Origin of the sequence: Roseixanthobacter psychrophilus, assembly GCF_043195195.1 — a bacterium.
Lineage (GTDB): Bacteria > Pseudomonadota > Alphaproteobacteria > Rhizobiales > Xanthobacteraceae > NCEH01.
This window is the reverse complement of the sequence record NZ_JBAFWT010000005.1, coordinates 118,979-145,151: the sequence shown is the minus strand read 5'-3', so window position 1 is coordinate 145,151 and position 26,173 is coordinate 118,979. Positions and strand designations below refer to the sequence as shown.

Below are 26,173 nucleotides of genomic sequence, written 5' to 3'. Positions count from 1 at the left end.
CTCGGTCTGGTCCTGCGGGTTTAAAGGTCGCTCATGCCGCGCAGCTCGGGATCATAGAGCCCGGCGAGCCGGCCCGCGCCAGCGCGGGCGAGCCGGATCAGCAGCGCCTTGCGGGTGGCTGCGGGAAGCGGATGGGCCGGCGCCTGGCGGATCATTGCTGCACCGAACGCATCGCCCACCAGGATTCCCACCTGCTCGGGCAGGATCTCCAGCGGAAAATCCACCGTCACGGCGAAATAGAGCCGGTCGCAATGGAGGCGATAGTCCGGCCATTTGGCATCGGCACGGAAGTCGGCGACGCTCGATTTGATCTCGACGATGCTCACTTCCCCCCGGGGATCCAGCGCGGCGATATCGGCGCGCCGGCCAGAGGCGAGGCAGAACTCGGGAATGCCGATCAGGCCGAGCGCCGCGAAATGGCGCAGCACGCCGCGTTGCAACGCCAGCGCGGTCGGCGATTGACGGCCGTCGGCCCGCGGTACCGGGCCTGCAGGCCCCAGGCTCCCCGCACTCACAGATCGGGCTCCATCACCAAACGGTCGCGCTCCCCGGCATCGAGATGGGCGCGCTGGCGCGCCTCGCGGGCCCGGGCGATGGCGGCGTTGAATTCGCCGCCGAACACGAAGATCGTCGCGGTGAGATAGAGGAAGACGAGCGCGATCATCACCGAAGCGAGGCCGGCATAAGTGGTGACGTAATTGGCCGGAAATTCGGCGAGATACATGCCGAAGGCGGTCGCCGCGACGAGCCAGAGCGTCAGCGTCATGAGAATGCCCGGCGCCACCTCCCGCAGGGAGCGCCGGCCGGCCGGTAGCCACAGGTGCGCCACGACAAGGCCGATGATCAGGATGATGGTGGTGGCGCCGAACCGGGCGGCGGTGACGATGCCGCTCAGCGGCTGGAGCGCAGGAACGTTGTGGAGCACCGTGCGCCAGATCAGCGGCCCGAGCACCACCAGGAACGACAGCGCCAGCATGCCCGCCGCGCCGATGATCACGAACAGGATGGATTCGAACCGCAGGCGGTACCAGGCGCGCGCCTCCTTCACCTGATAGGCGCGGTTGAGGCCGATTCGCAGGCTTTCGATGCCATTGGAGGAGAAATACAGCGCCAGCACCACGCCGAAGGTAATGACGTCGGTGCGCACGTGGCTGACCACGCTGCGGATCTCCTGGGCGATGGGGGCCGCGACCTGCTGGGGCCAAGTGTCGAGGATGAGCTGGATGGTCTCGTTGGCCAGCGGTCGCAGGTCGAGGAAGCCCGCCAATGCGGTGACGAAGATCAGGAACGGAAACAGGGACATCAGGATCGACAAAGCGATATGGCTCGCGATCGCCCACCCGTCGTCGGCGACGAAGGCCCACACCGCATCCATGATAATCCGATAGGCGCGCTTCACCATCACCGAGGCCGAACTCCTTTGGCAGCGTGCCTATCACGGCAAGGGGCGGGTGCGCACGGCGCGTTCCCCTGCGGCGTGCACATGATAAAGGAGAACCCCGACGCAGGGCCATCCATCCAGAGGTAAACTCGTTTTGCCGCGCATCGATCCCACCCACCTTCGCCTTGCCGCACGGGCCACGGTGGCAGCCGCCCTGGCCTATCTGCTCGCCTGGGGCTTTGATCTCTCCAAAGGCTATTGGGCCGTGCTCACCGCCATACTGGTGGTGCAATCTTCCCTCGGGGCGAGCCTTGCGGTGGCGCTGGACCGCTGTCTTGGAACGCTCGCCGGCGGCGGGATCGGGGTGGTGCTCGCGATCCTTGCCGGACCATCCTGGAAGCTGACCTTCGCGCTGCTGTTGGTTGGCACCTTCCTGACCGCCCTGCTCTCGGCGCGCAGCATGAGTTTCAAACTGGCGCCGGTTACGGTGGTGATCGTGATGCTTGCCGATCCGACCCATGCTGATCCCTGGATTTCGGGCCTGGAGCGCGTGTTTGAAATCGCGCTCGGTGGGGTCGTCGGTCTTGCCTGTGCGCTTCTCATCCTTCCCGATAAGGCGGTGGGTTTTCTGTTTCCTCACGTGGCCGATGCTCTGGAAGCTTGTGCCGAATTGCTGGAGGCCGGGACCCATGCGTTGCTCGATGGCGGGCTCGATCCCGCGCGCATGGATGTGCTGAACCAGAAGGTGCGGGTCACCCTTCGGGCGGCGGATGTGCGGGCCGGCGAAGCGCGCCGGGAGCGGGTGGGGCCGTTCAGCACCGGCGTTGATCCCGGTCCGATCGTACGGGGCGGGCGGCGGCTGTGGCATTCGGTCATTATCCTGCTGCGCGGTGCCGACAAAGCCCTGCCGTCGGCGGTGGCCGAGCAGGTACGCCCCGCGCTCTGGGCGGCGGCCCAATCCCTCGCATTGGGGGTGCGTGGCGTTGCTGCTGCGCTGCGCGGTGGGCCGATGCCGGATCTGGCGCCAGTCGATGCTGCGGTGGCCACTCTGGAATCGGAGATGGAGCGCCTGAGCAGCTCGGGTGCATTGGCGGGCGAAGGCGCGAGCCTGATGCGACTTTACGCTGCGGCGGCCAGTTGCGCGTATGTCCACGACAATCTGACCGAGCTTGCGGCGCGCGTCGCGGAAGGACGCAGCGGGCAGCCTTGAGGGGCGCGCGGGCTTGGCCGGGCCGGCGTAAAGGCGCGCGGGCCGTCGATGGTAAATCTCCCGTTGCGTCGCGGCGGTCGCGAGATAATCTGGCAAGAAAATTCCGCATCGCACAACCCGAGGATCTTCACGCCATGTCCACCAGCGCCGCGCTCCAAACGCTCGATGCCGCGCCCATCGATGCCGTTGCCCTCGGCCGGACCGCGACCGGCGTGCTGCAGAACGTGCTGGCGGAAGCAACCTCCCAGGTGCGCGCGCGGGTCAGCGAAGGCGGAAAGCTCTCGGCAAAGTTGCTCGAAGCCGAGCAGCGTGCCTCCCACGGGCTGGCCTGGCTCGCCACTTACGTCTTCGGTGTGCGCGAGCTGGTGCATTATGCCGATAGCCTGACCGCCGCCGGCACGTTCGGCGAGACCGAGCGGCTGCTGGTGCAGATCGGGCTTGGCGAATATGTGGCGCAGATCCTCGGCGGCATCCCCATGAGCCAGGGCGAGATCGTGCGCCTGGAGGATCTGTTCCTCGGCCCCGAGACCATCACCGCCCTGCGGGCAGAGCCGGCCATCGTCGCGTTGGCGCGCGGCGGCAACACGGCCGAGAGTCGGGCCGCGCTCGCCACCATCATCCGCGAGAGCCACAGCGCCACGATTGGCGATGCCGGCCTCGACGAGACCATGGCGGCCATGCGCACGGAAATCCGCCGCTTCGTCGAGGCGGAGGTCGCCCCGCATGCCCACGAATGGCACCTCAAGAACGCCTATATCCCCATGGAGATCATTCAGGGTCTAGCCGATCTCGGCGTGTTCGGCCTCACCATCCCGGAGGAATACGGCGGCCTCGGCCTCTCCAAGGAGGCCATGTGCGTCGTCACCGAGGAACTCTCGCGCGGCTATATCGGCGTCGGTTCGCTCGGCACCCGCTCGGAGATCGCGGCCGAGCTGATCCTCGGCGGCGGGACCGAGGCGCAGAAGGACCATTATCTGCCCAAACTGGCTTCGGGGGAGATCCTGCCCACAGCCGTCTTCACCGAGCCCAACACCGGCTCGGACCTCGCCTCGCTGCGGACCCGCGCGGTGAAGGAGGGAGACGTCTATAAGGTCAACGGCAACAAGACCTGGATCACCCACCCGGTTCGTGCCGACCTGATGACCTTGCTGGTGCGCACCAATCCGGCCGAGCCCGGCTATCGCGGCCTGTCCATGCTGCTGGCGGAAAAGCCGCGCGGCACGGACGAAGAGCCGTTCCCCGCCAAGGGCATGACCGGCGGCGAGATCGAGGTGCTCGGCTATCGCGGCATGAAGGAATATGAGATCGGCTTCGACGGCTTCGAGGTGCCGGCCGGCCAGCTCCTCGGCGGCGAGGAAGGGCAGGGCTTCAAGCAGCTCATGAATACCTTCGAGGCGGCCCGCATCCAGACCGCGGCCCGTGCCGTCGGCGTCGCCCAGGCGGCGATGGAGGTGGGCCTGCGCTATGCCGAGGAACGGGTTCAGTTCGGCAAGCCGCTGATCGCCTTCCCGCGCGTCGCCGACAAGATCGTGATGATGGCGGTGGAGATCGCCATTGCCCGCCAGATCACCTATTTCGCCGCCCGCGCCAAGGACGAGGGACGCCGCACCGATCTGGAGGCCGGAATGTCCAAGCTGCTGGGCGCCCGCGTCGCCTGGGCGGCGGCGGACAATGCCTTGCAGATCCACGGCGGAAACGGCTTCGCTCTGGAATATCCGGTCTCCCGCCTGCTGTGCGACGCGCGCATTCTCAACATTTTCGAGGGTGCGGCCGAGATCCAGGCCCAGGTCATCGCCCGGCGCCTGCTGGAAGGCGGGAACTGAGCTGCCCCTTGCTTTGACGCCGGTGCGGCTGGCGCCGGGTTCGGCCGCAATGGCGGGGGAAAGCCCGACCGCGCGATTCCCTTGCCCGCCGGCGTGCTCTAGCGTGCGGCCATGATCAGCGAAGGCCTTTCTCCCACGGATTGCGGTGAACACGGGGCCGAGCCCGCGTTGCCGGCGGATGCGCCGCGCGCCGGCAAGGCCGAGGCGTCCCGCGCGGTGGAGGGTCATGTCACTCCGGTCATGGCCCAGTTCGTGGAGATCAAGGCAGCCAATCCCGACTGCCTGCTGTTCTATCGCATGGGCGATTTCTACGAATTGTTCTTCGAGGACGCCGAACAGGCGTCCCAGGCGCTGGGTATCGTGCTCACCAAGCGCGGCAAGCATCTGGGCGAGGACATCCCCATGTGCGGCGTGCCGGTCTCGCGCGCCGAGGAATATCTCCACAAGCTGATCGCGCTGGGGTTCCGGGTCGCGGTCTGCGAGCAATTGGAGGATCCCGCCGAGGCGCGCAAGCGGGGCGGCAAGAGCGTGGTGCGCCGCGACGTCACCCGCCTCGTCACCCCCGGCACCCTCACCGAGGACGCGCTGCTCGATGCCAAGCGCGACAATGTGCTGTTGGCCGTCGCCCGCACCCGTGCAGGGGGGGAGGGGGAGGCGCATGCTTATGCCCTGGCCTATGCGGACGTATCCACGGGAGGCTTCCGCGTGGTCTCCACCAGCCGCACGGCTCTTGCCGCCGACCTCGCCCGCATCGAACCGGCGGAAGTGCTCATTTCTGATGCGCTCTACGAAGATGGCGAGCTGCGCGAGATCTGGGACAGCCTGCCGGCGGTCACGCCCTTGCCGCGTCAGGGCTTCGAAGGGGCGGGCGCGGAAGCGCGGCTCTCCGGTTTCTTCGGGGTGGCGACGCTGGAGGCTTTCGGCGCGTTCTCCCGGGCCGAGCTGATCGCCGCCGCCGCCATTGTCGCCTATGTGGAGCGCACCCAGCTTGGCGCCCGGCCCGCCCTTGCCCCGCCGGTGCGCGAGGCCGATGGCGCCTTGATGCTGATCGATGCGGGAACCCGCGCCAATCTGGAGCTGGTGCGCACCCTTTCCGGCGAGCGGCGCGGCTCCTTGCTGGCGGCGGTGGATCGCACCGTGACGGCGGCGGGCGCGCGGCTCCTGGCGCGGCGCGTCTCCGAGCCGCTCACCGATCTTGCCGCCATTCGCGATCGTCATGATGCGGTGGAATTCCTCACCGGCCATGCCGATATCCTTGCGGTTCTGCGGCGTGGCCTTGCCGGCGCGCCGGATCTGGCGCGGGCGCTGTCGCGCCTCTCACTCGGGCGCGGCAGCCCGCGCGATCTTTCTGCCATCGGCCGGGGGCTGGAGGAGGGTTTCGCGCTGGCCGCCGCCTTTGCCGAGGAGCCGCCGCGCGATCTTTCCCGTTGCATTCTCGCGCTGGCCGGCATGGACCGTACCCTCGCCCGCGAGTTGGCCGAGGCGCTGGAACCGGAGGCGCCGCTCACCCGCCGCGACGGGGGCTTCATCCGCGCCGGCTATGATTCCGATCTCGATGCCACGCGCGCGCTGCGGGACGAGAGCCGACGCGTTGTGGCTGCGCTGGAGCGGCGCTACGTGGACGAGACCGGCATCCGCTCGCTGAAGATCCGGCACAATGCGGTGCTGGGTTATTTCGTCGAGGTCACGGCCCAGCACGGCGAGAAGCTGCGCGAACAGCCGTTTTCCACGACCTTCGTGCATCGCCAGAGTCTGGCCGGCGCCGTGCGCTTCACCAGCGTGGAGCTGGGAGACTTGGAAAGCCGCATCGCCAGCGCCGGCGAGCGCGCGTTGGCGCTGGAACAGCACATCTTCGACCGGCTTTCCGCAGCTGTGGTGACCCAGGCGGGTGAGATCCGGGCGGCCGCCGAAGCACTGGCGGAACTGGACGTGCTTTGCGGCCTCGCCCGCCTTGCCGTGGACGAGCGCTATGTCCGCCCCGAGATGACAGCGGACGTGGATTTCGACGTGCAGGGCGGCCGCCACCCGGTGGTGGAGCAGGCGCTCGCCAGGGGGGGCGGACCATTCGTCGCCAATGATTGTGATCTTTCCGCCCCGCCCGGCAAGCAAGCCGGCCGCGTCTGGCTGGTGACCGGCCCCAACATGGCCGGTAAATCCACGTTTCTCCGCCAGAACGCGCTCATCGCCGTGCTGGCGCAGGCCGGTTCCTTCGTGCCCGCGCGGGCGGCCCGGCTTGGCGTTGTGGATCGCCTGTTTTCGCGCGTCGGGGCAGCCGACGATCTGGCGCGCGGGCGTTCGACCTTCATGGTGGAGATGGTAGAGACCGCTGCGATCCTCAATCAGGCCACGGCCCGCTCGCTGGTGATCCTCGATGAGATCGGCCGGGGCACCTCGACGTTCGACGGCATGTCGATCGCCTGGGCCAGCCTGGAGCATCTGCACGAGGTCAATCGCAGCCGTGCCCTGTTCGCCACGCATTTCCACGAGCTGACCGCGCTGACCCAACGCTGCGACCGGCTGATGAACGCCACGGTGAAGGTGGCGGAATGGCAGGGCGACGTGGTGTTCCTGCACGAGGTGATTGCCGGGGCGGCGGATCGCTCCTACGGCATCCAGGTGGCGAAGCTCGCCGGACTTCCGCCTGCGGTGATCGCGCGTGCGAAATCCGTTCTGGCGGAACTGGAAGCGGCGGAACGGGTCTCGCCCGCCCAAAGGCTGCTGGATGAACTGCCTTTGTTCGCGGCGGCGGTGCGCCGTCCGGCGGAGCCAGGACCGGCTGCCCGTGATCCGGCGCTGACGGCGCTCGACGGGTTGGATCCCGACAGCCTCACGCCGCGCGAGGCGCTGGAAGAACTCTATCGATTGAAGGGGCTACGTCGGCCGCACGCCTGATCGGACTTCGGGCGCGCGGGCCGACAAGCGCTGGTGATCAGCCGCCGCCAGGTGCGGGGGCCATGGGTGCGGTGCCTGCGTCCAGGGGTGGCGGGGTGGTCGGCTGCGGCTGCCACTCGCCCCACGCGGTGAAGGCATCCTGGAACGCCTGTTCCCCGGGCGCACCCTTTTCAAACGCGATGATCGCCCGCTTGTTGTTGGTATAGACCACGGGAATGTCGATCCAGGGCCTGGTCTGCAGCAATTGGATGTTGCGCTGACGGTCGGCAGGCACGGCGGAGAGACCCACCAGGAAGTAGGTGGGATTGACCCGCACCGAGAGACCCACCAGCGGCGCACCCTGAGCGGCCTCGGTCTGCTTCATGCGGATACCGGGCACATTGGTGATGCCGCCATAGGGAAAATCCGGCGGCAAGGTGAAGCCGATTTCGATGGTGTGAGAGGCGGGCAAAGTCTGGTCGGTGTTGCGGCGGAGCACGAAGGAGAGGGCCATGCGCCGTTCGGGAATCTGCAGCTCGGCCCGGATCCCGGTATCGGGTGGCAGGCCCGGCCCGGCGTTGAAGGTCTCGGTCTTCCAGGTGACCGTGCCCTCATAGCTCTGTAGCCCCTGCGGGCCCGAGGCGCTCTCCTCGAAAAGGACCGCGCGCTGGGTTCCGGTGGAAGGGCGCTGTGGCATGGGCGGCGGGCGCCGTGCGGCCTCGCCGGAGGCTTGGGCCACACGATCGGTGCTCTTTGCGGGTTCGCCCGCGGACCTGGGGCCTTCTGGCGACGCGCCCCCGGCCGGTGCGGCGGGTGCCGCCGCGCGTGAGAATATGAGCTGTTCCAGAACGTCGCGATTGACTGCGGCCAGCGCGATAGCGCCGACAGCGAGGATCGCAAGGCCGAAATAAACGATCGTGCGCCGCCCGCGGCCGCTGGCCTTGCCGTCTTCGGCGTCCGGCATGCGCGGGCGCACCGTGCGGCCGGCGACCTTGGCCTTGCCAAGTGTCGGGCGCTGGTCGGTGGCGGCGCTGTCGGCCGGAGCCGGCGCTTCCTCCGGCACTGGCACGGGAATGACCGGACGCCCGGCCTCACCAAGGCGACGCCGGTGCGGCTCGGTGCCGTCCTCGATCGCGGACGTGGTACTGGAAGGTGGCGCGGCCGCAGGAGGAATGCTCGCCGCCGGGGGCTCGGCGCGGCGCACGGCGGCAGGGCGTGCCGGAGCGGCCGGTGGGGGTTCCGCAGGCGCCGGCTCGGGCGCCGGTGCGTCGGCGGGCGGTTCGGCGGCCTTCTGTTCCGCCTCGATACGGCGGATGGCTTCTTCCAGCGACTGGCGCTCGCGGGTGATTTCGCCTTCCGGCAACGGCGGCTCGACGCCGCGCAATTGCTTCAGCAGCGCCGCCCGCGCGCGGTCAAACACGATCTTTCGTGTCTCACCCGTGTTGGAGGGGAGACCGGCGATCGCGCGAACCAGGAGCGGGTAATAATCAGCCATCAGCGCTTAAGTTTGGAGGAGAACGGCAAAGCTTTGGTTAAGCTTGAAACGGATTTTGCACCAAAATTGTGTCATCCCGTTCCGGGCTTGTGGAAAGCACAGCCACCGGACAGCCGATCAGTTCCTCCACCCAGCGCACATATTTCACCGCCTCGGCCGGAAGATCGGCCCAGGAGCGTGCGCCGGCGGTGGATTCCTTCCAGCCGGGAATGGTCTCGTAGATCGGCTCGGCGCGCGCCTGCTGGCCGCTTTCGGCCGGGAGATAGTCGATCTCCTTGCCGTCGAGCCGATAGCCGACGCACACCTTCAGTTCTTCGAATCCGTCCAGCACGTCGAGCTTGGTCAGCGCGATGCCGTGGATGCCGCAGGTGCGCACGGTCTGGCGCACCAGCACCGCGTCGAACCAGCCGCAGCGGCGCGGGCGGCCGGTGACGACGCCGAATTCGCGACCCTTGGTGCCGAGCGCCTTGCCCACCTCGTCCGTGAGTTCGGACGGGAAGGGACCTTCGCCGACGCGAGTGGTGTAGGCCTTGGTGATGCCGAGAACATAGTCCAGCGCCCCCGGTCCCACGCCCGAGCCGCTGGCCGCCGAGGAGGCGACGGTGTTGGACGAGGTCACATAGGGGTAGGTCCCGTGGTCGATGTCCAGCAGCGCCCCCTGCGCCCCCTCGAACAGGATCTTTTTGCCATCGCGGCGGGCATGGTCGAGCAACTCCCAAACCCGGTCCATGAACGGCAGGACCCTGGGGGCGATGGCTTCCAGCTCGGCGATCAGGGTTGCAGAATCCACTTCGGCAAGGCCGAGGCCGCGCCGCAGCGGATTGTGGTGGCTGAGCAGGCGCTCCACCTTGGCCGGCAGGCTGGCGAGATCGGAGAGGTCCACAAGGCGAATGGCGCGGCGGCCGACCTTGTCCTCATAGGCGGGGCCGATGCCGCGCTTGGTGGTGCCGATGCGGGTGCCGGGATTGGCGCCTTCGCGCAGGGCGTCCAGCTCGCGGTGCAGCGGCAGGATGAGCGGGGTGGTCTCGGCGATGCGCAGACGCTCGGGTCCGACGACGACGCCCTGCGCCGCGAGGCGGGCGAGTTCATCCACCAGCGCTTGGGGATCGAGCACGACGCCGTTGCCGATCACCGAAAGCTTCCCCGGCCGCACAACGCCGGAAGGCAGCAGCGAGAGCTTATAGGTGACGCCGTTGACCACCAGGGTATGGCCGGCGTTATGGCCTCCCTGAAAGCGAACCACCACATCGGCCTGCTCGGAGAGCCAGTCGACGATCTTGCCTTTTCCTTCGTCGCCCCATTGCGAGCCGACAACGACCACGTTGGCCAAGGTGAGCGGTCCTCCGCCGGAGCGCGGCCGGAAGCGGCGCGCGCGAACAAAGCAAAGCCCCGGTTTGTCCGGGGCCTGATGGATGCGTCTTACGGGATCGGGGCTTGCGAGGCAAGGCGGTCTCCGGCTGTGCGGTTCATCGCCGCCCCGCGCCCGACGTAAGGGAAAGCGCCGATCTCAACCGGAATTGCGCAATCCCGCCGAGATGCCGTTGATGGTGAGCTGGATGCCGTGCAGCACCTTGTCCCCCACATCCTCGCCTGCTTCGGCGCGGCGGTGCAGCTTCAGCATGTGCACTTGGACGTGGTTCAGGGGGTCGAGATAGGGGAAGCGGTTTCGGATCGAGCGGTCGAGCAGCGGGTTGCCCTCCAGCAGGCGGGTCTGGCCCATGATGGTGAGCAGCAGCTCGATCGAGGTCTCGTATTCCGCCCGGATGCGTTCGAAGATGCGGGCGCGCAGCAGTTCGTCCGGCACCAGTTCGGCATAGCGCGAGGCCACCGCCAGCGAGCTTTTCGAGAGCACCATGTCCATGTTGGACAAAAGCGTGCGGAAGAACGGCCATTCCTTATACATGGCGCGCAATTGGGCGAGCCCGTCCTCGGGATGGGCGGCAAGGAAGCCCTTTACAGCCGTGCCGAAGCCGTACCAGGCCGGCAGCATCAGGCGGCATTGCGCCCAGGAGAACACCCAGGGGATGGCGCGCAGCGCCTCGATGGATCGGCTTTTGTTGCGCGAGGCGGGGCGCGAGCCGATGTTCAGGGTGGCGATCTCGTTGATCACCGTGGACGACCAGAAATAATCCTCGAACCCTGGGGTCTCGTAGACGAGGCCGCGATAGGCGGTGAAGGCGCGGTCGGACAAGTCCTCCATGAAGGCAGAGAATTCCGGCCGGGGATCGGCCTGTTCCGGCTGCAGGAGGGTGGCGTCGAGGGTGGCGGAGACCATGATCTCCAGATTGCGCCGGCCAACTTCCGGATTGGAATATTTGGAGGCGATGATCTCGCCCTGTTCGGTCACGCGGATCTGCCCGTCCACCGCGCCGGCGGGCTGGGCGAGAATGGCATCGTAGCTCGGTCCGCCGCCACGCCCCACCGAGCCGCCGCGCCCGTGGAACAGGCGCAGCCGCACCTTGTGGCGCTGGAACACCGCGATGAGCGAGGTCTCGGCCTTGTACAATTCCCAGCCCGAGGTGACGAAGCCGCCATCCTTGTTGCTGTCGGAATAGCCGAGCATGACCTCCTGCTCACCACCCCGGCTGTCCACCAGGCTGCGGTATTGCGGGATCGCCAGGGCCCGGTCCATGACCTTGGCGCAGGCCTGCAGGTCGCCGATGGTCTCGAACAGCGGGATGATGTTGAGCGCGCTGGTGCCGCTCGCCTGCACCAGCCCCACTTCCTTCAGCAGCAGGGCCACTTCCAGCAGGTCGGAGATGCCCTCCGCCTTGGAGATGATGCAGTTGGGGATCACCGCCGGGCCGAGCATGCGATGGGCGCGCGCCGCCTCGTGCAGGATGGCCAGTTCCGACTGGGTCTCTTCCGAATAGGTCAGGAAGGGCGAGGCGAGCGGGCGGGCATTGGTGAGTTCGCCGGTGAGCAGGGCGATGCGCGCCTCTTCGTCCAGCTCGGCATAATTGGTGCCGGGCGCAACCTTTTCCAGCAATTCGCCGACGGTGCGGGCATGCACGTCCGAATTCTGCCGCAGGTCGAGGCTGGCGAGGTGAAAGCCGAAACAGTCCGCCGCCCGCCGCAGGCTGCGCAGCCGGCCCCGGGCCAGGACGCGCGCGCCGTTCTCGCACAAGGAGCGATGCACGATGTCGAGGTCTGCGGTGAATGCGGCCGCGCTCGCATAGGGGTCGAACGACGCGGGCGCGGGATCGCCCCTCAGTGTCGCTTCCGTGGCGGCGAGGCGTGATGCGACCGTCGCGAGTGCGCGGCGATAGGGTTCGTCGCGATGCCGGGCGGAGGTGTCGGGGGAGGGGGTCGTCAGTTCGGCGAGTTCCGGGGCGACCGGCACCAGGCGGCTGGCCAGGGACAGCTCGGCCGCCAGGGCCTCCACTTCTTCCCGGTAGAAGCGCATGGCACGGTCGCGATGCAGCTCGACAGTGGTGCACAGCACTTCGGCGGTGACGAAGGGATTGCCGTCCCGGTCGCCGCCGATCCAGCTCCCGACCCGCAGGAACGAGGACACGTCCACCGGGCCCGCACGCGGGTCCAGTTGCTCCAGATGGTCCTCGATGGCGCAGAACAGGCGCGGGACTTCCTGTAGAAAGGTGTAGTCGTAATAGGAGAGGCCGTTCACCACCTCGTCCAGCACCGTCAGCTTGATGCGCCGCAGGATGGCGGTTTGCCACAAGGTGAGGATGGCGCGGCGCAACGTGTCGAGATCCTGCGCGGCCTCCTCCGGCGTCGCTTCGATCCGCTGGCGCCGGTCGAGCAAGGCGGCGATCTCCATCTCCCGGTTGAGCGTGCTCTTGCGCCGCACCTCGGTGGGATGGGCGGTGAGCACCGGGCTCACCAGGGCGGTATCGAAGAAGGCCTTCAGCTCGGAGGGGGTCTTGCCGCCATCCTCGGCGCGGGCGAACGCATTGGCCAGCGTGCCCACGCGCGGCGCCGAGCCGGCGATGGCATGGGCACGATTGCGACGGATGTGGTGCGCGTCCTCGGCGATATTCGCGAGGTGGGAGAAATAACTGAAAGCGCGGATGATCCGCACGGCGGTGTCGGGATCCAGGCTCTGGAGGATCGTCTCCAACTCCTGCCGGGCGCCTTCCTCGGCATCGCGATGGAACCGCAAGGAGGTCTGCCGGATGCGCTCGACGAGCGCGAAGATGTCCTCGCCTTCCTGCTCGCGCACGGTATCGCCGAGGATCCGGCCCAGCAGGCGGATATCCTCCCGCAGGGGGCGATCCTTCTCGCTGGTTTCATCCGCCGGTTCGTTTGGCCCCGCCCACACCGCACTCGACATCTGCCCGCCCCTCGCGCCGTGTCATTCTTCTTTAGTCTAACGAGCTTTTGTGCAAGAGCGAAATAAATGCTGCATCCCGTCACCGGCGCGTCACCCGGGTGAGGCATGAGAACGAAGCTGGCGCAACGCTTTCGCCTCTTGCCAATGGGCGCGCGGCTAGCGACAACAGAAAACCGGCCTGCGGGTCGGGAAAGCTTTCGCTCCTCGGGGAGGGGCGGTGTGGTCCGGGGGTCAATGGTCAATGTCGCTCGCAGCCTCGCGCTCGGCGCTTCCGACGGCGCCTACAGCGCTCGATCATGCTTTGCGCGCGGCCAAGCCAGCCCTTTGGACGGTCGTGGTTTTCAGCTTCTTCATCAATGTTCTCGGGCTGACCGGCTCGCTTTACATGATGCAGGTCTACGATCGGGTTCTGGCAAGCCGCAACCTGCAGACCCTGGTTTTGCTGACGGTCATCGTCGCCATCCTATATATGGTCGCCGCCGCGCTTGAGGCGCTGCGCACCCAATTGCTGGTGCGCGCCGGGGCGAAGTTCGACGAGAGCATCAAGGAAGAGGCGTTTGATGCGGTGCAGCGCGCTTCGCTGCGCCGACCCTCGCCGGGCCATGTGCAGGCCTTGCGCGACGTCGACACGGTGCGCGAGTTCTTTGCCGGCCCGGGGCTGATCTCCTGCTGCGATGTGCCGTGGGTACCGATCTACATCATCTTCGCCACCCTTCTGCATCCCTGGTACGGCATCCTGGCGGTGCTGAGCTGCGTGATCTCCGGCGGTCTGGCGTTTGCCAACGACAAGGTCACGCGGCCGATCCTCGACCGGGCCACCAAGGCCAATATCAGCGCCAACAACGAGGCCACCACCACGTTCCGCAATGCCGAGGTGCTCCAGGCCATGGGCATGGTGCGGCAATTGCGCGAGCGCTGGATCACCCATCGCGGCGCGGCGCTCGGCTGGCAGGCGCTGGCGTCCGACCGTGCGGCGTTCCTGATGGCCGCCACCAAGTTCAACCGCATGTTCATGCAGAGCCTGATCCTCGGCCTCGGCGCCTATCTCGCCATCAACCGGGAAATCTCGCCGGGCATGATGATCGCCGCCTCGATCATCGTCGGGCGCTGCATCCAGCCGATCGAGATGGCGATTGGAAATTGGAAGAGCATCGTCGCCACGCGCTCGGCCTTCCGCCGGGTGCAGGAATTGCTGCGCATGACGCCGCCGCCCACCGCCCGCATGCGCCTGCCGGACCCCACCGGTGCGCTGCAGGTGGAAAACCTGGTCGTTCACGCGCCGGGACGCGAGACGCCGGTGCTGCGCGGCGTTTCATTCGCGGTACCGGCCGGCGCGGTGCTCGGCATTATCGGCCCGAGCGCGGCGGGAAAATCGAGCCTTGCCCGCGTGCTGGTGGGGGTGTGGCCAACCAGCGCCGGTGCCGTCCGCCTCGATGGTTCCGACCTCAGCCATTGGGATCCTGAGCAGCTCGGCCGCTGTCTCGGCTACCTGCCGCAGGACGTGGAATTGTTCGCCGGCTCGATCGCCGACAACATCGCCCGCTTCGCGCAGCGCGACGAGGCGAAGGTGGTGCAAGCGGCGCAGATGGCCGGCGTGCACGAGATGATCCAGCGCCTGCCGCGCGGCTATAACACCGAGATCGGCGAGAGCGGCGCCTCGCTCTCCGGCGGCCAGCGCCAGCGCATCGCCCTCGCCCGCGCCATATATGGCGGCCCGGCGATGGTGGTGCTGGACGAGCCCAACGCCAGCCTCGACGCCGCCGGCGAACAGGCGCTGATGGCGGCGGTGCAGGCGCTGAAGCAAGCCGGGCGCACGGTCATTCTGGTTACCCACAAGACCAACAGCCTCGGTCTGTGCGATTATATCCTGCTGCTGAACGAAGGCGCGGTGCACGGCTTCGGCCCGCGCGACGAAGTGCTCGCGAAAGTGCTAGGTCCGCGTTTGGTGCAACCGGTGGGCGCACCCTCGGCGGCCCATCTCGGCGGCCAGGCCACCGGCGCCTGAGGAAAAGCCCATGTCCATCCTTCCCGAGAGCCCACGCCAGACGCTCAAGATCGCCGCGCAGTCGGCGCGCACATATTCCGGCGCCCTGGCACGCCGCATTGGCGAGAATCCGCTCGGCAAGGCTGTGCTGGACCGTGTCGCGGCGCTGAAGGCGGGAGGCCTGCGGTTCGTGCGCGAGGTTGTCCTACCCCCTCCGCCGCCGGAAATCGCCGATGCCGACAACGGCATGAAGGCGCCCGTGGCCTCCAGCGATTTCCGCCGCGTGGCGACCATGGGCTATGGCGTGATCTTCCTCGCCTTCGGCGTGTTCGGCGGATGGGCGGCGCTCGCCAATATCGACAGCGCGGTGATTGCGTCCGGCGTGGTGTCGGTGGAGAGCAAGCGCCAGGTGGTGCAGCATCTGGAGGGCGGCATCGTCGCCGAGATCGATGTGAAGGACGGTCAGAGCGTGGAGCGCGGTGAACTGCTGTTTCGCCTCGATCCCACCAGTCCCCAATCCAGCTACGATTCCCTGCGCAGCCAGCTCGACACCTTGCTGGCCAACGAGGCCCGTCTGGTGGCCGAGCGCGAGCATGCCGCCGCCATCACCTTTCCGGCCGAGCTTCTGGCCCGGGCCGAGGAGCCGGCGCTGAAATCGATCCTGTCGGACCAGATGACGCAGTTCCGCGACCGCAAGGCCTCGCTGGAAGGTCAGACCGCGATCCTCAACAGCCGCATCGCCCAGGGCCAGACCGAGATCGACGGCTTGGCGCGTGAACGCACCTCCGCCGACCAGCAATTGTTCTATATCGACGACGAACTCGCGGGCGTGCAGCAGCTCAATGACAAGGGGCTGGTCTCCAAGCCCCGGGTGGCGCAATTGCAGCGCGAGAAGGCCCGTCTGCAAGGCACGGTCGGCCGCAACATGGCCGATGCCGCGAAGGCCGCCAACACCATCAGCGAAATGAAAATGCAGATCCAGCAGTTGGATCAGAAGCAGCAGGAGGAGGTGGCGGGGCAGATCGTCGAGACGCGGCAGAAGATCGCCGACCTGCGCGAGAAGCTCAACGTCTCCAGGAACGTTCTCTCCCGCATCGACATTCGCGCCCCGCGCTCCGGCATCGTGCAGAACATCAACCAGAAGATCTACACCGTCGGTGCGGTGGTGCGGCCGGGCGACACCATGTTGGAAATCGTGCCACAGAACGACGACCTGATCGTCGACGCCCAGGTGCCCACCACCGACATCGACCGCCTGCACGGCGGCGTCACCGGGGTGGAGGTGCGCTTCCCCGCCTTCCATTCGCGCACCACGCCGCTGATTCTCGGCCAGCTGCGCACGGTCTCGCCCGACCGGCTGATGGACGAGACCACGCACCAGCCCTATTTCCAGGCGGTGGTGGCGGTTGCGAGCACGGACATTCCCGACGACATGAAGGCGCGCCTGCGCCCAGGCATGCCGGCGGAAGTGGTTTTCAACACCGGTGAACGCAGCGTCATGAGCTATTTGACGCGGCCGCTCACCGATGCGCTCAGCCGATCCTTCCGCGAGAAATGAGAACGTTGCGTGGCAGGGTTCAAACCCGTGCCAGCTTCCGCGTTGACACGGTTTCGGGCCACTCCTAGGTTGCCCGCCCCAAGGTTTGCTGCGCTGCGCAGTTTGCGGTGCATGGCTCCGGCGCGGGAGAATTTCCGCAGCCGCACTTAAAGTGGGTCGGGAGGCGCGCTCAACAATGAAGATCCTGGTGCCGGTCAAGCGGGTGGTGGACTACAACGTGAAGGTCCGCGTGAAGGCGGACGGGTCCGGTGTGGAACTGGCCAACGTCAAGATGTCCATGAATCCGTTTGACGAGATCGCGGTGGAAGAAGCCCTGCGTCTCAAGGAAGCGGGCAAGGCCACCGAGGTGGTGGTGGTTTCCATCGGCCCGGCGCAGGCGACCGAGACCCTGCGCACAGCGCTTGCCATGGGCGCCGACCGCGGCATCCTGGTGAAGGTGGACGGCGTGGTCGAGCCGCTGGCCGTCGCGAAGATCCTCAAGGGTGTGGTGGGTGAGGAAGCCCCGCAGCTCGTGATCCTCGGCAAGCAGGCGATCGACGACGACGCCAACCAGACCGGCCAGATGCTGGCGGCTCTTCTTGGCTGGGGCCAGGGCACCTTCGCCTCCAAGGTGGTGCTGGAAGAGGGCGCGGCCCTGGTGACCCGCGAGATCGACGGCGGGCTGCAGACGGTGAAGCTGGCGCTGCCGGCCATTGTCACAACCGACCTTCGGCTGAACGAGCCGCGCTATGCCTCGCTGCCCAACATCATGAAGGCCAAGAAGAAGCCCATCGACGAGAAGACGCCCGACGCCTACGGCGTGGACGTGGCGCCGCGCCTCAAGGTGCTGAACACCGCCGAGCCGGCCGGCCGCAAGGCCGGGGTGAAGGTGGGCTCGGTGGCCGAGCTGGTGGCGAAGCTCAAGGATGAGGCGGGGGTGATCTGATGACGACTTTGCTGCTCGCCGAACACGACAATTCGGTTCTCAACGGCGCCACCGCCAAGGCCCTGACCGCCGCCGCCGCCTTGGGCGGCCCGGTGCACATCCTGGTGGCCGGCCAGAATGCCGCCGCGGTGGCGCAGGCCGCGGCCAAGCTCTCGGGTGTCGAGAAGGTGCTGCTCGCCGAGGGCGAATCCTATGCCCATCGCCTCGCCGAACCGCTGGCGGCTCTGATCGTCTCGCTCGCGCCGGGCTATGACGCCATCGTCGGCCCCTCCACTTCGGTGTCGAAGAACGTGCTGCCGCGCGTCGCCGCTCTGCTGGATGTGATGCAGGTGTCCGACATCGTGAAGGTGGTCTCGCCCGACACGTTCCAGCGGCCGATCTATGCCGGCAACGCCATCCAGACCGTCCAGAGCACGGATGCCAAGAAGGTCATCACCGTGCGTACCGCCTCGTTCGGCGCCACGGCTGAAGGCGGTTCGGCTCCGGTCGAGACCGTCGGCGCGGCGGAAAATCCCGGCGTGTCCTCGTTCGTGGACGAGAGCATCGCCGCCTCGGACCGGCCTGAACTGACCGCGGCGAAGATCATCGTCTCCGGCGGTCGCGCGGTCGGCTCCAAGGAGAAATTCGCCGAGGTCATTGAGCCCTTGGCCGACGTGCTCGGTGCTGCGGTCGGCGCTTCGCGCGCCGCGGTGGATGCCGGCTACGCCCCGAACGATTGGCAGGTCGGCCAGACCGGCAAGGTGGTCGCGCCCGAACTTTATGTGGCGGTGGGCATCTCGGGTGCGATTCAGCACTTGGCGGGGATGAAGGATTCCAAGATCATCGTCGCCATCAACAAGGACGAGGAAGCGCCTATTTTCCAGGTTGCGGACTACGGCCTTGTGGGCGATCTGTTCTCCATCGTGCCTGAACTCCGGGCGGCAATCGCCAAGACCAAAGGCTGATCGGCAGCCCGGCGCCCAACGTAAAGCCGGGCGATATCCTCAAGCGGCGTCGGGCCATCCGGTTCGGCGCCCACAGGGGCCATTCCGGCTCCTCATAGCGGAAAGACCAGAGCATCATGCCGCTCGAGATCAAGAAGGTCGGGATCATCGGCGCCGGCCAGATGGGCAATGGCATCGCCCATGTCTGCGGGCTCGCGGGCTTTGACGTGGCGCTGAGCGACGCCGACCCGGACCGTATCCGCTCCGGCCTCGCCACGATCAACGGCAACATGGCCAAGCAGGTGTCCAAGGGTACCGTGACCGAGGAGGCGCGTCAGGCCGCGCTCCAGCGGATCGTCGGCGCCCCCACGGCGGAGGGGCTCGCGGACTGCGACCTCGTGATCGAATCCGCCACCGAGCGGGAAGAGGTCAAGCGCAAGATCTTCGTCGATCTGTGCCGGGTGCTGCGCCCCGAGGCGATGCTCGCCTCCAATACCTCGTCGATCTCCATCACCCGCCTCGCCGCCGCCACCGACCGGCCGGAACGCTTCATCGGCATTCACTTCATGAATCCGGTGCCGCTGATGGAATTGGTGGAACTGGTGCGCGGCATTGCCACGGACGACGACACGTTCGAGAGCGCCAAGCAGTTCGTCTCGCGGCTGCACAAGACCTATGCGGTGGCGGAGGATTTCCCTGCCTTCATCGTCAACCGCATCCTGCTGCCCATGATCAACGAGGCGATCTATACCCTCTATGAGGGCGTCGGCTCGGTGGACGCCATTGACCGGGCCATGAAGCTCGGCGCCAACCATCCCATGGGCCCGTTGCAGTTGGCGGATTTCATCGGCCTCGACACCTGCCTTGCCATCATGCAGGTGCTGCACGAGGGCCTTGCCGACAGCAAATATCGCCCTTGCCCGCTGCTGGTGAAATATGTCGAAGCCGGCTGGCTCGGCCGCAAGACCCAGCGCGGCTTCTACGATTATCGCGGAGAGAAGCCGGTTCCCACCCGCTGAGGCGGGACCGGCGACCGGTTCTCCCGACCCGGGCATGATCGGCTTGAAGTCCTGCCCCTGACCGCGAGCGGGCGTTCCCGTTTTCGTGTTCGCACGCCATTTTCCCTGATCTCGCCGCAAACCGGGCTATGCCTGGGTGAGATCTGCGGGGGCCATGGATGCTGACACGGCGCGCGGTTGTGATGGGCGGGCTGGTTTCGAGCCTGGCGACATCTGGCGTCTGGGCGCAGCCCATCCGCCCTGAGGTTCTGGGGGCCGGTTCCACGGATGGTGGCACGGACCCTCTTCAGGCCCTGATCGACGCCGAATGCACCCGCGCGCGGGTGCAACGCGGCGCTCACCTCGCCCTGGTGCTCGGGGTGGTGGGGCCGCGGGGCGAGGGCCGGCTGCTGTTCGCCGGCGGCGAGGGGCTGACCAATCCCCTCGGCCGTGACCTCGTGCTCGACGGCAAGACTCCGTTCGAGATCGGCTCCATCTCCAAGGTCTTCACCTCTAGCCTGCATTACAAGCGCCACGGGCCGTTCGAAGGCACGCTCGGAACCTGGCTCGGCGGCAGCGCGCGGCTGTCGCGGGCGGTCGAGGGGCTGAGGCTGGTCAATCTCGCCACCTACCGGCCCGGTCTGCCGCAGGACAACCAGGGCGGCGCTTATCCGCCCCGCATCATGGCCGGTTTCCAGACCCTGTTCGATTTCCTCTCGCGCTATACGCCGCCCATGGAGCAGGGGGATTGCTATGCCTATTCCAACCTCGGCTGGGCCCTGCTCGCCATGGCGGGGATAGGGATCGCCGGGACCGACGCGGCCGGCTATGCGGAACGCTACGACCGCCGCCTCGGGGATTATTGCGCCAGCTTCGGTGCCGTCGATACCGGATGGTTCCGGCCGGGTATGAAGGCGCGTCTTCCGGTCGGCTACACCCGCCAATGGCAGGCGTTGCCGCGCGAGGCGCCGTATCGGCCGACGCATCCGGCGGCGGTGGGGGCTGGCGGCGTGGTCAGCACCGGCGCCGACATGCTGGCCTATCTCAGGCTGAACATGGGCCTTGCCCCGGGTGGCCTTACCGATCCCGCCTTGGCGTACCAGCAGGGTGCCGATTTCTCTGCGCCCGCCTGCGGCACCGGCAATGCGCCGCACACCGGCTACGGTTGGTTCCGCGCTTCGGTGCAGACTCCGCAGGGCCGCGTCACCATTCTCAACAAGAACGGCGGAGTGGCTGGCTTCACCTCGTGGATGGGATTTTCGGCCTGGCAGGGCACGGGCAGGCCGTCGCCTCACGGAGTGTTCGCGCTCTGCAACGGGCCAGCCGCCACGTCTGTCGGCATGCGGGCGATGAAGCTGCTGCTGGGGGTTTGAATGTTCACGTACGAGGGGCGGGCTGCTTTGGACCTTCCGGTTTCCCCCCGTCTGCCTGAATTTCAGCCCTGTCCGCCGCTCACCGCGGCTTTGATGAGGCGCTGGGCATCTTCGCTCGCCCATTCGGCCGGCCCGGCGAGATAGCCGAGCTCGCAGCCCTGGGCATCCACCAGCAAGGTGGTGGGCAAGCCGAAGCCACGCCCCACCGCGCGCAGGGCCTGGAAGGTCTTGGTGCCGGAATCGGCGTAGAAGGCGAGGTTGGAGATGCCGATCTCCTTCAGGAACGCCTTCGGCTTTTCCGCGTCGCGGGTGTCCAGGTTGATCGCCACCACCTGGAATGTGTCGCCGCCGAGGGTCTGCTCCAGCCGGTCGAGGGCCGGCATTTCCTTACGGCAGGGCACGCACCACGTGGCCCACAGATTGACCAGCAGCAGCTTGCCCTTGAAGTCCGCCAGCGTTTTCGGCGCGCCGGTGCCGTCGGCAAAGGAGAGCGGCGGCAGACGGCGCGGTTCGGTGGCGAGCGTGAAGGCGGCGATTTCGCCCTTGGCGAGCGGCGCAAGGCGCTTCGCCGCCTCCACCGCCGGGGCGCAGGCGGGGTCGCGGGCGGAACTGGTGCTCTCGGCCACGGGTGCGGCCGGCGCATTCGGCGTTGACGCCGCAGTCGATGGCGCGGGCGCATTGCCGGGAAGGGCATTCATCCCGTATAGGGCGAGCGCGCCGACCACGGCGCCAGCAAGCGCCGCCCCTGCCACCACAGCCAGCACGCGCCCTTTGCCGCCACCGGCGGGCGCGGCGCGATGTTCGGCGGGCGAGGGCGGCAAGGTCGGCTCGGTCATCACAGGAGATCCGTCATGAGCAACAAGATGTGGGGCGGGCGATTCTCCACGGGCCCCGATGCGATCATGGAGGAAATCAACGCCTCCATCGGCTTCGACCAGCGTCTTTACGCCCAGGATATCGCCGGATCCAAGGCCCATGCAGCTATGCTGGCGACGCAGGGCATCGTCGCGGGGGAGGATGTCGAGAAGATCCAGGCCGGTCTAGACACGATCCTGTCAGAGATCGAAGCGGGCAAATTCACCTTCCGGCGCGATCTGGAAGACATCCATATGAATGTGGAGCAGCGCCTCGCCGACATGATCGGGCCGAGCGCCGGCCGCCTGCACACCGCCCGCTCGCGCAACGATCAGGTCGCCACCGACTTCCGCCTCTATGTGCGCGACACGGTGGACGCGCTCGACGCGCAGATGGCGGACCTGCAATTGGCGCTTTCGGAAAAGGCGCTGGCCCATGCGGCCACCGTCATGCCCGGATTTACCCATCTGCAGACCGCCCAGCCGGTCACCTACGGCCACCATCTGATGGCCTATGTGGAGATGCTCGGCCGGGATCGCGGGCGGATGCGCGATGCGCGGGTGCGGCTCAACGAATCCCCGCTCGGTTCGGCGGCGCTCGCCGGCACCTCCTTCCCTATCGATCGCGACGCCACCGCAAAGGCGCTCGGCTTTGACCGGCCGACGGCGAATTCCCTCGATGCGGTGTCGGATCGCGATTTTGTGCTGGAGACGCTCTCGGCTGCCGCCATCTGCGCCGTGCATCTCTCGCGCTTCGCCGAAGAAGTGGTGATCTGGACCTCGCCCGCCTTCTCGCTGATCAAGCTCTCCGACAAGTTCACCACCGGCTCCTCCATCATGCCGCAGAAGCGCAATCCGGATGCCGCCGAACTGGTGCGCGCCAAGGCGGGCCGCATCATCGGCGCCCTGACCGGGCTGCTGGTGGTGATGAAGGGCCTGCCGCTGGCTTATGCCAAAGACATGCAGGAAGACAAGGAAGGCGCCTTCGACGCCTTCTCGGCGCTGTCCCTGGTGATCGCCGCCACCGCCGGCATGGTCCGCGACATCGAGCCCGACACCGCGCGCATGAAGACCGCCGCCGGGCAGGGCTATTCCACCGCCACCGATCTTGCCGACTGGCTGGTGCGGGCGGCCGGAATGCCGTTCCGCGAGGCGCATCATGTGACCGGGCGCATCGTCGCGCTGGCATCCGATCGCGGCATCGGCCTGCACCGGCTTTCGCTGGAGGACATGCAGAGCGTGGATGACCGCATCACGCAGGATGTATTCAGCGTATTGTCCGTGACCCGCTCCGTGCAGAGCCGCGTATCCTACGGCGGCACCGCGCCGAGCCGGGTGCGCGCGCAGGCCAAGCGCTGGCTCAAGCGCCTTCAGGCGGAAGCCGCGAAGGCCTGAGGCCGAAGAGGATCGCACCGCCGCAAACGGCGGGCGAAGGGCGGCGGGGAGGGAGGCACCCATGGTCGCGCATGAAGGGATCAACGGCGGCGCGGACCCCGCGCCGCGTTTCGATGCCGCGTTTCGCGCGCGGCTGCACGATCTGCTCGCCTGGCGGCGGGACGTGCGGCACTTCCGCACCGATCCGCTGCCCGACGGCACGATGGCGCGGCTGCTGCAAATGGCCTGCCTCTCGCCCTCCGTTGGCTTGAGCGAGCCCTGGCGGTTCGTGCTGGTGGACGATCCGGCCCGCCGCGCGGCGGTGCGCGCCTGTTTCGAGACCTGCAATGCCCAGGCGCTGGCGAACCAGTCCGCCGACCGGGGCGCCGCTTATGCCCGCCTCAAGCTCGCGGGGCTCGACGACGCGCCGGTGCATTTCGCCCTGTTCGCGGATCGCGAGACCGCCCAGGGCCACGGGCTCGGCCGGCTCACCATGCCGGAGACGCTGGATTATTCGGCGGTTATGGCGGTGCAGACGTTATGGCTCGCGGCGCGGGCGGAGGGCATCGGCCTCGGCTGGGTCTCGATCCTGCCGCCGGAGCGCATGGGCCCGATCATGGACGTGCCCGCCGATTGGCGCTTCATCGGCTATTTCTGCCTCGGCTATCCGCGCGCCGAGAGCGCCGTTCCGGAGCTGGAAACCCGCCATTGGGAGCACCGCCACCCGCCGGAGGGGTTCGTTCTGCGGCGCTGAGAATGCCGCACACTTGCGCGACAGCGGCGCTGCGGTGCGGTAGAGAGAAGCGCTGCCGAGCGCGGGGCTCGCCTTTGGCGTATCCCTCGCTATAGTGGCGTCGAATTTTCTTGGATGGCCTCGCCGTGTCGCATCGCTTGCCTGTCTCCCTGGCTTTCCTGTTTGCCTTGGCGCTCGCCGGCTGCGGCGTGAAGGGTCCGCTGGAGCCGCCCGGCACCAAGCCGCCCACCCCGCCCGGCCAGAAGGCCGCTGCCGCGACCACCGGTTCCGCTGCGGGCCCGGCCACCGCCGCCAACGGCTCGGCCGCGTCGACCGCGCCCCAAGGGTCCGCCGACACTACCAGCGGCCTGGTGACGACCGACGATATCATGTCCACCAACACCGCCCAGCCGGGCAGCGCCGATGCGCGCGCGGCGTCGGGCAATGCCTATGTCTCCCCCAACACGCCCGGTGATTCGGTCTCCCGTCCGGTGACGCAGACACCCAACATCGCCAAACGTCCCTTCATCCTGGACGGGCTGCTCTGACGCGCCCGGAGCCGCCATGCATCATTTCGATTATCGCGACGGGCGCCTCCATGCGGAGGACGTCGACCTCACCGCGCTTGCTCATAGCGTAGGCACGCCTTTCTATTGCTATTCCACCGCGACGCTGGAGCGGCACTATCGCGTGTTCACGCAGGCCTTTGCCGGCCGCGACATGCTGCTGTGCTATGCGCTGAAGGCGAATTCCAACCAGGCGGTGATTTCCACGCTCGCCCGGCTCGGCGCCGGGGCGGACATCGTCTCCGGTGGGGAATTGAAGCGCGCGCTCGCCGCCGAGGTGCCGGCGCAGCGCATCGTGTTTTCCGGCGTCGGCAAGACGCGCCAGGAAATGGCCGACGCGCTCGATGCTGGCATCAAATGCTTCAACGTGGAGAGTGAGCCGGAGCTGGAGCAGCTCTCGGAGGTGGCGAGCGCGCGGGGCGTCATCGCCCCGGTGTCGCTGCGGGTCAATCCCGATGTGGATGCAAAAACCCACGCCAAGATCTCCACCGGCAAGTCCGAGAACAAGTTCGGCATTCCCATCTCCATCGCCCGCTCGGTCTATGAGGAGGCGGCGCGCCTGCCCGGAATCCGCATTGCCGGCGTGGACATGCACATCGGCAGCCAGATCACCGACATGGCGCCGTTCGAGAATGCCATCCTGCTGCTGGCGGAGCTGGCGCGCGACCTGATGGCCGCGGGCCATACGCTGCACCATCTCGATCTCGGCGGCGGCCTTGGCGTGCCCTATGCGGCGAGCGATCCCGTGCCGCCGACACCGGATGCTTATGCCGCCGCGGTCAATCGCGCGCTGGGCGATCTGAAGCTGCCGCTGATTTTCGAGATGGGCCGCATGATCGTGGCCAATGCCGGCATCCTGGTGACCCGCGTGCTCTATGTGAAGCGCGGCGAGGGCAAGACGTTCGTGATCGTCGACGCGGGCATGAACGATCTCATCCGCCCAACCCTGTACGACGCCCATCATGACATCGTGACCGTGGCGCAGCCGCTTCCCGGTGCGCCGACCTTGGTCGCGGACGTGGTCGGCCCGGTGTGCGAGACCGGCGATTATCTCGCCCTCAACCGCACCCTGCCGGAGCTGAAGGCGGGTGACCTGCTGGCGGTGATGACTGCGGGTGCCTATGGGGCGGTCCAGGCCGGTACGTACAACACCCGTGCCCTCGTTCCCGAGGTTCTGGTGCGTGGCGCCGCCCACGCCGTGGTGCGTCCCCGTGTTGCGGCCGAGGCACTGATTGCCCTCGATCGCCAGCCGCCGTGGTTCGATTGACGGCGCACCATTGAGGGAACAGGCGGGGCTCGGCCTGGGTTGCTCCTGACGAAGGGAGATACCCATGCACCCGCGCAGGTTTCACGATGACCCTCGATTCAAAAGCCGCGAGCCGTCCGACGGGGGGATGGGTGCCGCTGCGTTAAAGCCCACGCCCTCGGAATTGCACGCACCGCCGGGCGATCCCGTAAGGGACCCTGGGGTGGGTGCGCTAACCCCAGGGGAGGAAAATGCCCTGCGGTCCTTCACCACCGACCCGTCCTTTGGGCCGGCTGCAGCACCCCTCGGCACGGACGACGAGGCCGCCGGGTTCAGGCCGACGACCACACGCCCATATCCTCCCGTGTCCGCTGCCGATACCGGCGATCACCAAAGGCGGGTGTTCGGTGAGGAGGACCCGCGCGCCGCGGCGCGCCTGCATCCCACATGGGCCATGTGGGGCGTGATCGTGGTCGCGATGGCTGCGGGCGCGGCAGTGTTGGCGGCCATGGCGATCTGATACGGGACATGGCGGAGGGTCTTGAGGGGTCTTCGGGCGTCCTGG

Annotated in this window: 20 protein-coding genes; 14 read left to right on the top strand and 6 right to left on the bottom strand. The window is 67.5% G+C overall.

From position 1 onward, the window contains the following. Nucleotides 1-20: 20 nt before the first annotated feature. Both V5F77_RS07460 and V5F77_RS07455 read right to left on the bottom strand, forming a co-directional pair. Complete coding sequence (locus V5F77_RS07460; protein ID WP_429004711.1) at nt 21-515, bottom strand: MmcB family DNA repair protein; 495 nt, start codon at nt 513-515, stop codon at nt 21-23. Continuing rightward, entirely contained in the window at nt 512-1,402 is an 891-nt protein-coding gene (locus V5F77_RS07455) for a YihY/virulence factor BrkB family protein (protein WP_429004828.1), read from the bottom strand. Before V5F77_RS07455 ends, V5F77_RS07460 begins: the two co-directional genes overlap by 4 nt. A gap of 133 nt (nt 1,403-1,535) precedes the next feature. On the opposite strand from V5F77_RS07455, the gene V5F77_RS07450 reads away from it, so the two are divergent. From V5F77_RS07450 to mutS, 3 genes are all read left to right on the top strand, one after another. Continuing rightward, the gene (locus V5F77_RS07450) at nt 1,536-2,591 is read left to right on the top strand and encodes an FUSC family protein (RefSeq protein ID WP_429004710.1); all 1,056 of its coding nucleotides are present in this window, start codon (nt 1,536-1,538) and stop codon (nt 2,589-2,591) included. Between the two features lie 134 nt (nt 2,592-2,725). Further along, complete coding sequence (locus V5F77_RS07445; protein WP_429004709.1) at nt 2,726-4,414, top strand: acyl-CoA dehydrogenase family protein; 1,689 nt, start codon at nt 2,726-2,728, stop codon at nt 4,412-4,414. Between the two features lie 111 nt (nt 4,415-4,525). Continuing rightward, a complete protein-coding gene (mutS, locus tag V5F77_RS07440) occupies nt 4,526-7,306 on the top strand; it encodes a DNA mismatch repair protein MutS (protein WP_429004708.1) in 2,781 nt (926 codons plus the stop codon). A 37-nt stretch (nt 7,307-7,343) separates the two neighbouring features. On the opposite strand, the gene V5F77_RS07435 is transcribed toward mutS, so the two are convergent. The 3 genes from V5F77_RS07435 to ppc all read right to left on the bottom strand — a co-directional run bounded on the left by V5F77_RS07435 (nt 7,344) and on the right by ppc (nt 13,074). Continuing rightward, a complete protein-coding gene (locus tag V5F77_RS07435; protein ID WP_429004707.1) occupies nt 7,344-8,780 on the bottom strand; it encodes a hypothetical protein in 1,437 nt (478 codons plus the stop codon). A 37-nt stretch (nt 8,781-8,817) separates the two neighbouring features. Continuing rightward, nucleotides 8,818-10,110 (bottom strand): adenylosuccinate synthase, encoded by a 1,293-nt coding sequence (locus tag V5F77_RS07430; protein WP_429004706.1) that lies wholly within the window; start codon nt 10,108-10,110, stop codon nt 8,818-8,820. A gap of 177 nt (nt 10,111-10,287) precedes the next feature. Continuing rightward, nucleotides 10,288-13,074, bottom strand: coding sequence for a phosphoenolpyruvate carboxylase (ppc, locus tag V5F77_RS07425; protein WP_429004705.1), 2,787 nt, complete (start codon nt 13,072-13,074; stop codon nt 10,288-10,290). Nucleotides 13,075-13,315: 241 nt separating this feature from the next. Here ppc and V5F77_RS07420 point away from each other — a divergent pair, with 241 nt between their 5' ends. From V5F77_RS07420 to V5F77_RS07395, 6 genes are all read left to right on the top strand, one after another. After that, complete coding sequence (locus V5F77_RS07420; RefSeq protein ID WP_429004704.1) at nt 13,316-15,079, top strand: type I secretion system permease/ATPase; 1,764 nt, start codon at nt 13,316-13,318, stop codon at nt 15,077-15,079. A gap of 10 nt (nt 15,080-15,089) precedes the next feature. Continuing rightward, nucleotides 15,090-16,616, top strand: a complete 1,527-nt coding sequence (locus V5F77_RS07415) for an HlyD family type I secretion periplasmic adaptor subunit (RefSeq protein WP_429004703.1) — start codon at nt 15,090-15,092, stop codon at nt 16,614-16,616. 175 nt (nt 16,617-16,791) lie between these two features. Further along, nucleotides 16,792-17,541: an electron transfer flavoprotein subunit beta/FixA family protein gene (locus tag V5F77_RS07410; RefSeq protein ID WP_429004702.1), complete on the top strand. Its 750-nt coding sequence runs from the start codon at nt 16,792-16,794 to the stop codon at nt 17,539-17,541. Beyond that, the gene (locus V5F77_RS07405) at nt 17,541-18,485 is read left to right on the top strand and encodes an electron transfer flavoprotein subunit alpha/FixB family protein (protein ID WP_429004701.1); all 945 of its coding nucleotides are present in this window, start codon (nt 17,541-17,543) and stop codon (nt 18,483-18,485) included. Before V5F77_RS07410 ends, V5F77_RS07405 begins: the two co-directional genes overlap by 1 nt. Before the next feature lie 116 nt (nt 18,486-18,601). Continuing rightward, complete coding sequence (locus V5F77_RS07400; RefSeq protein ID WP_429004700.1) at nt 18,602-19,483, top strand: 3-hydroxybutyryl-CoA dehydrogenase; 882 nt, start codon at nt 18,602-18,604, stop codon at nt 19,481-19,483. 158 nt (nt 19,484-19,641) lie between these two features. Then, a complete protein-coding gene (locus V5F77_RS07395; RefSeq protein WP_429004699.1) occupies nt 19,642-20,835 on the top strand; it encodes a serine hydrolase domain-containing protein in 1,194 nt (397 codons plus the stop codon). 62 nt (nt 20,836-20,897) lie between these two features. Here the strand turns inward: V5F77_RS07395 and tlpA are convergent, their stop codons facing one another. Further along, the gene (gene tlpA, locus V5F77_RS07390; RefSeq protein ID WP_429004698.1) at nt 20,898-21,671 is read right to left on the bottom strand and encodes a thiol:disulfide interchange protein TlpA; all 774 of its coding nucleotides are present in this window, start codon (nt 21,669-21,671) and stop codon (nt 20,898-20,900) included. Nucleotides 21,672-21,686: 15 nt separating this feature from the next. On the opposite strand from tlpA, the gene argH reads away from it, so the two are divergent. The 5 genes from argH (at nt 21,687) to V5F77_RS07365 (ending at nt 26,128) form a co-directional block, all read left to right on the top strand. Then, complete coding sequence (argH, locus tag V5F77_RS07385; protein ID WP_429004697.1) at nt 21,687-23,084, top strand: argininosuccinate lyase; 1,398 nt, start codon at nt 21,687-21,689, stop codon at nt 23,082-23,084. Nucleotides 23,085-23,145: 61 nt separating this feature from the next. After that, nucleotides 23,146-23,817 (top strand): 5,6-dimethylbenzimidazole synthase, encoded by a 672-nt coding sequence (bluB, locus tag V5F77_RS07380; protein WP_429004696.1) that lies wholly within the window; start codon nt 23,146-23,148, stop codon nt 23,815-23,817. A 125-nt stretch (nt 23,818-23,942) separates the two neighbouring features. After that, nucleotides 23,943-24,344 carry an LPS translocon maturation chaperone LptM gene (lptM, locus tag V5F77_RS07375; RefSeq protein WP_429004695.1) on the top strand — a complete coding sequence of 134 codons (402 nt, stop codon included), beginning with the start codon at nt 23,943-23,945 and terminating at the stop codon, nt 24,342-24,344. 16 nt (nt 24,345-24,360) lie between these two features. Continuing rightward, on the top strand, nt 24,361-25,629 hold the full coding sequence (gene lysA, locus V5F77_RS07370) for a diaminopimelate decarboxylase (protein WP_429004694.1): 1,269 nt from the start codon (nt 24,361-24,363) through the stop codon (nt 25,627-25,629). A gap of 202 nt (nt 25,630-25,831) precedes the next feature. After that, nucleotides 25,832-26,128 (top strand): hypothetical protein, encoded by a 297-nt coding sequence (locus tag V5F77_RS07365; RefSeq protein WP_429004693.1) that lies wholly within the window; start codon nt 25,832-25,834, stop codon nt 26,126-26,128. Nucleotides 26,129-26,173 lie beyond the last annotated feature (45 nt).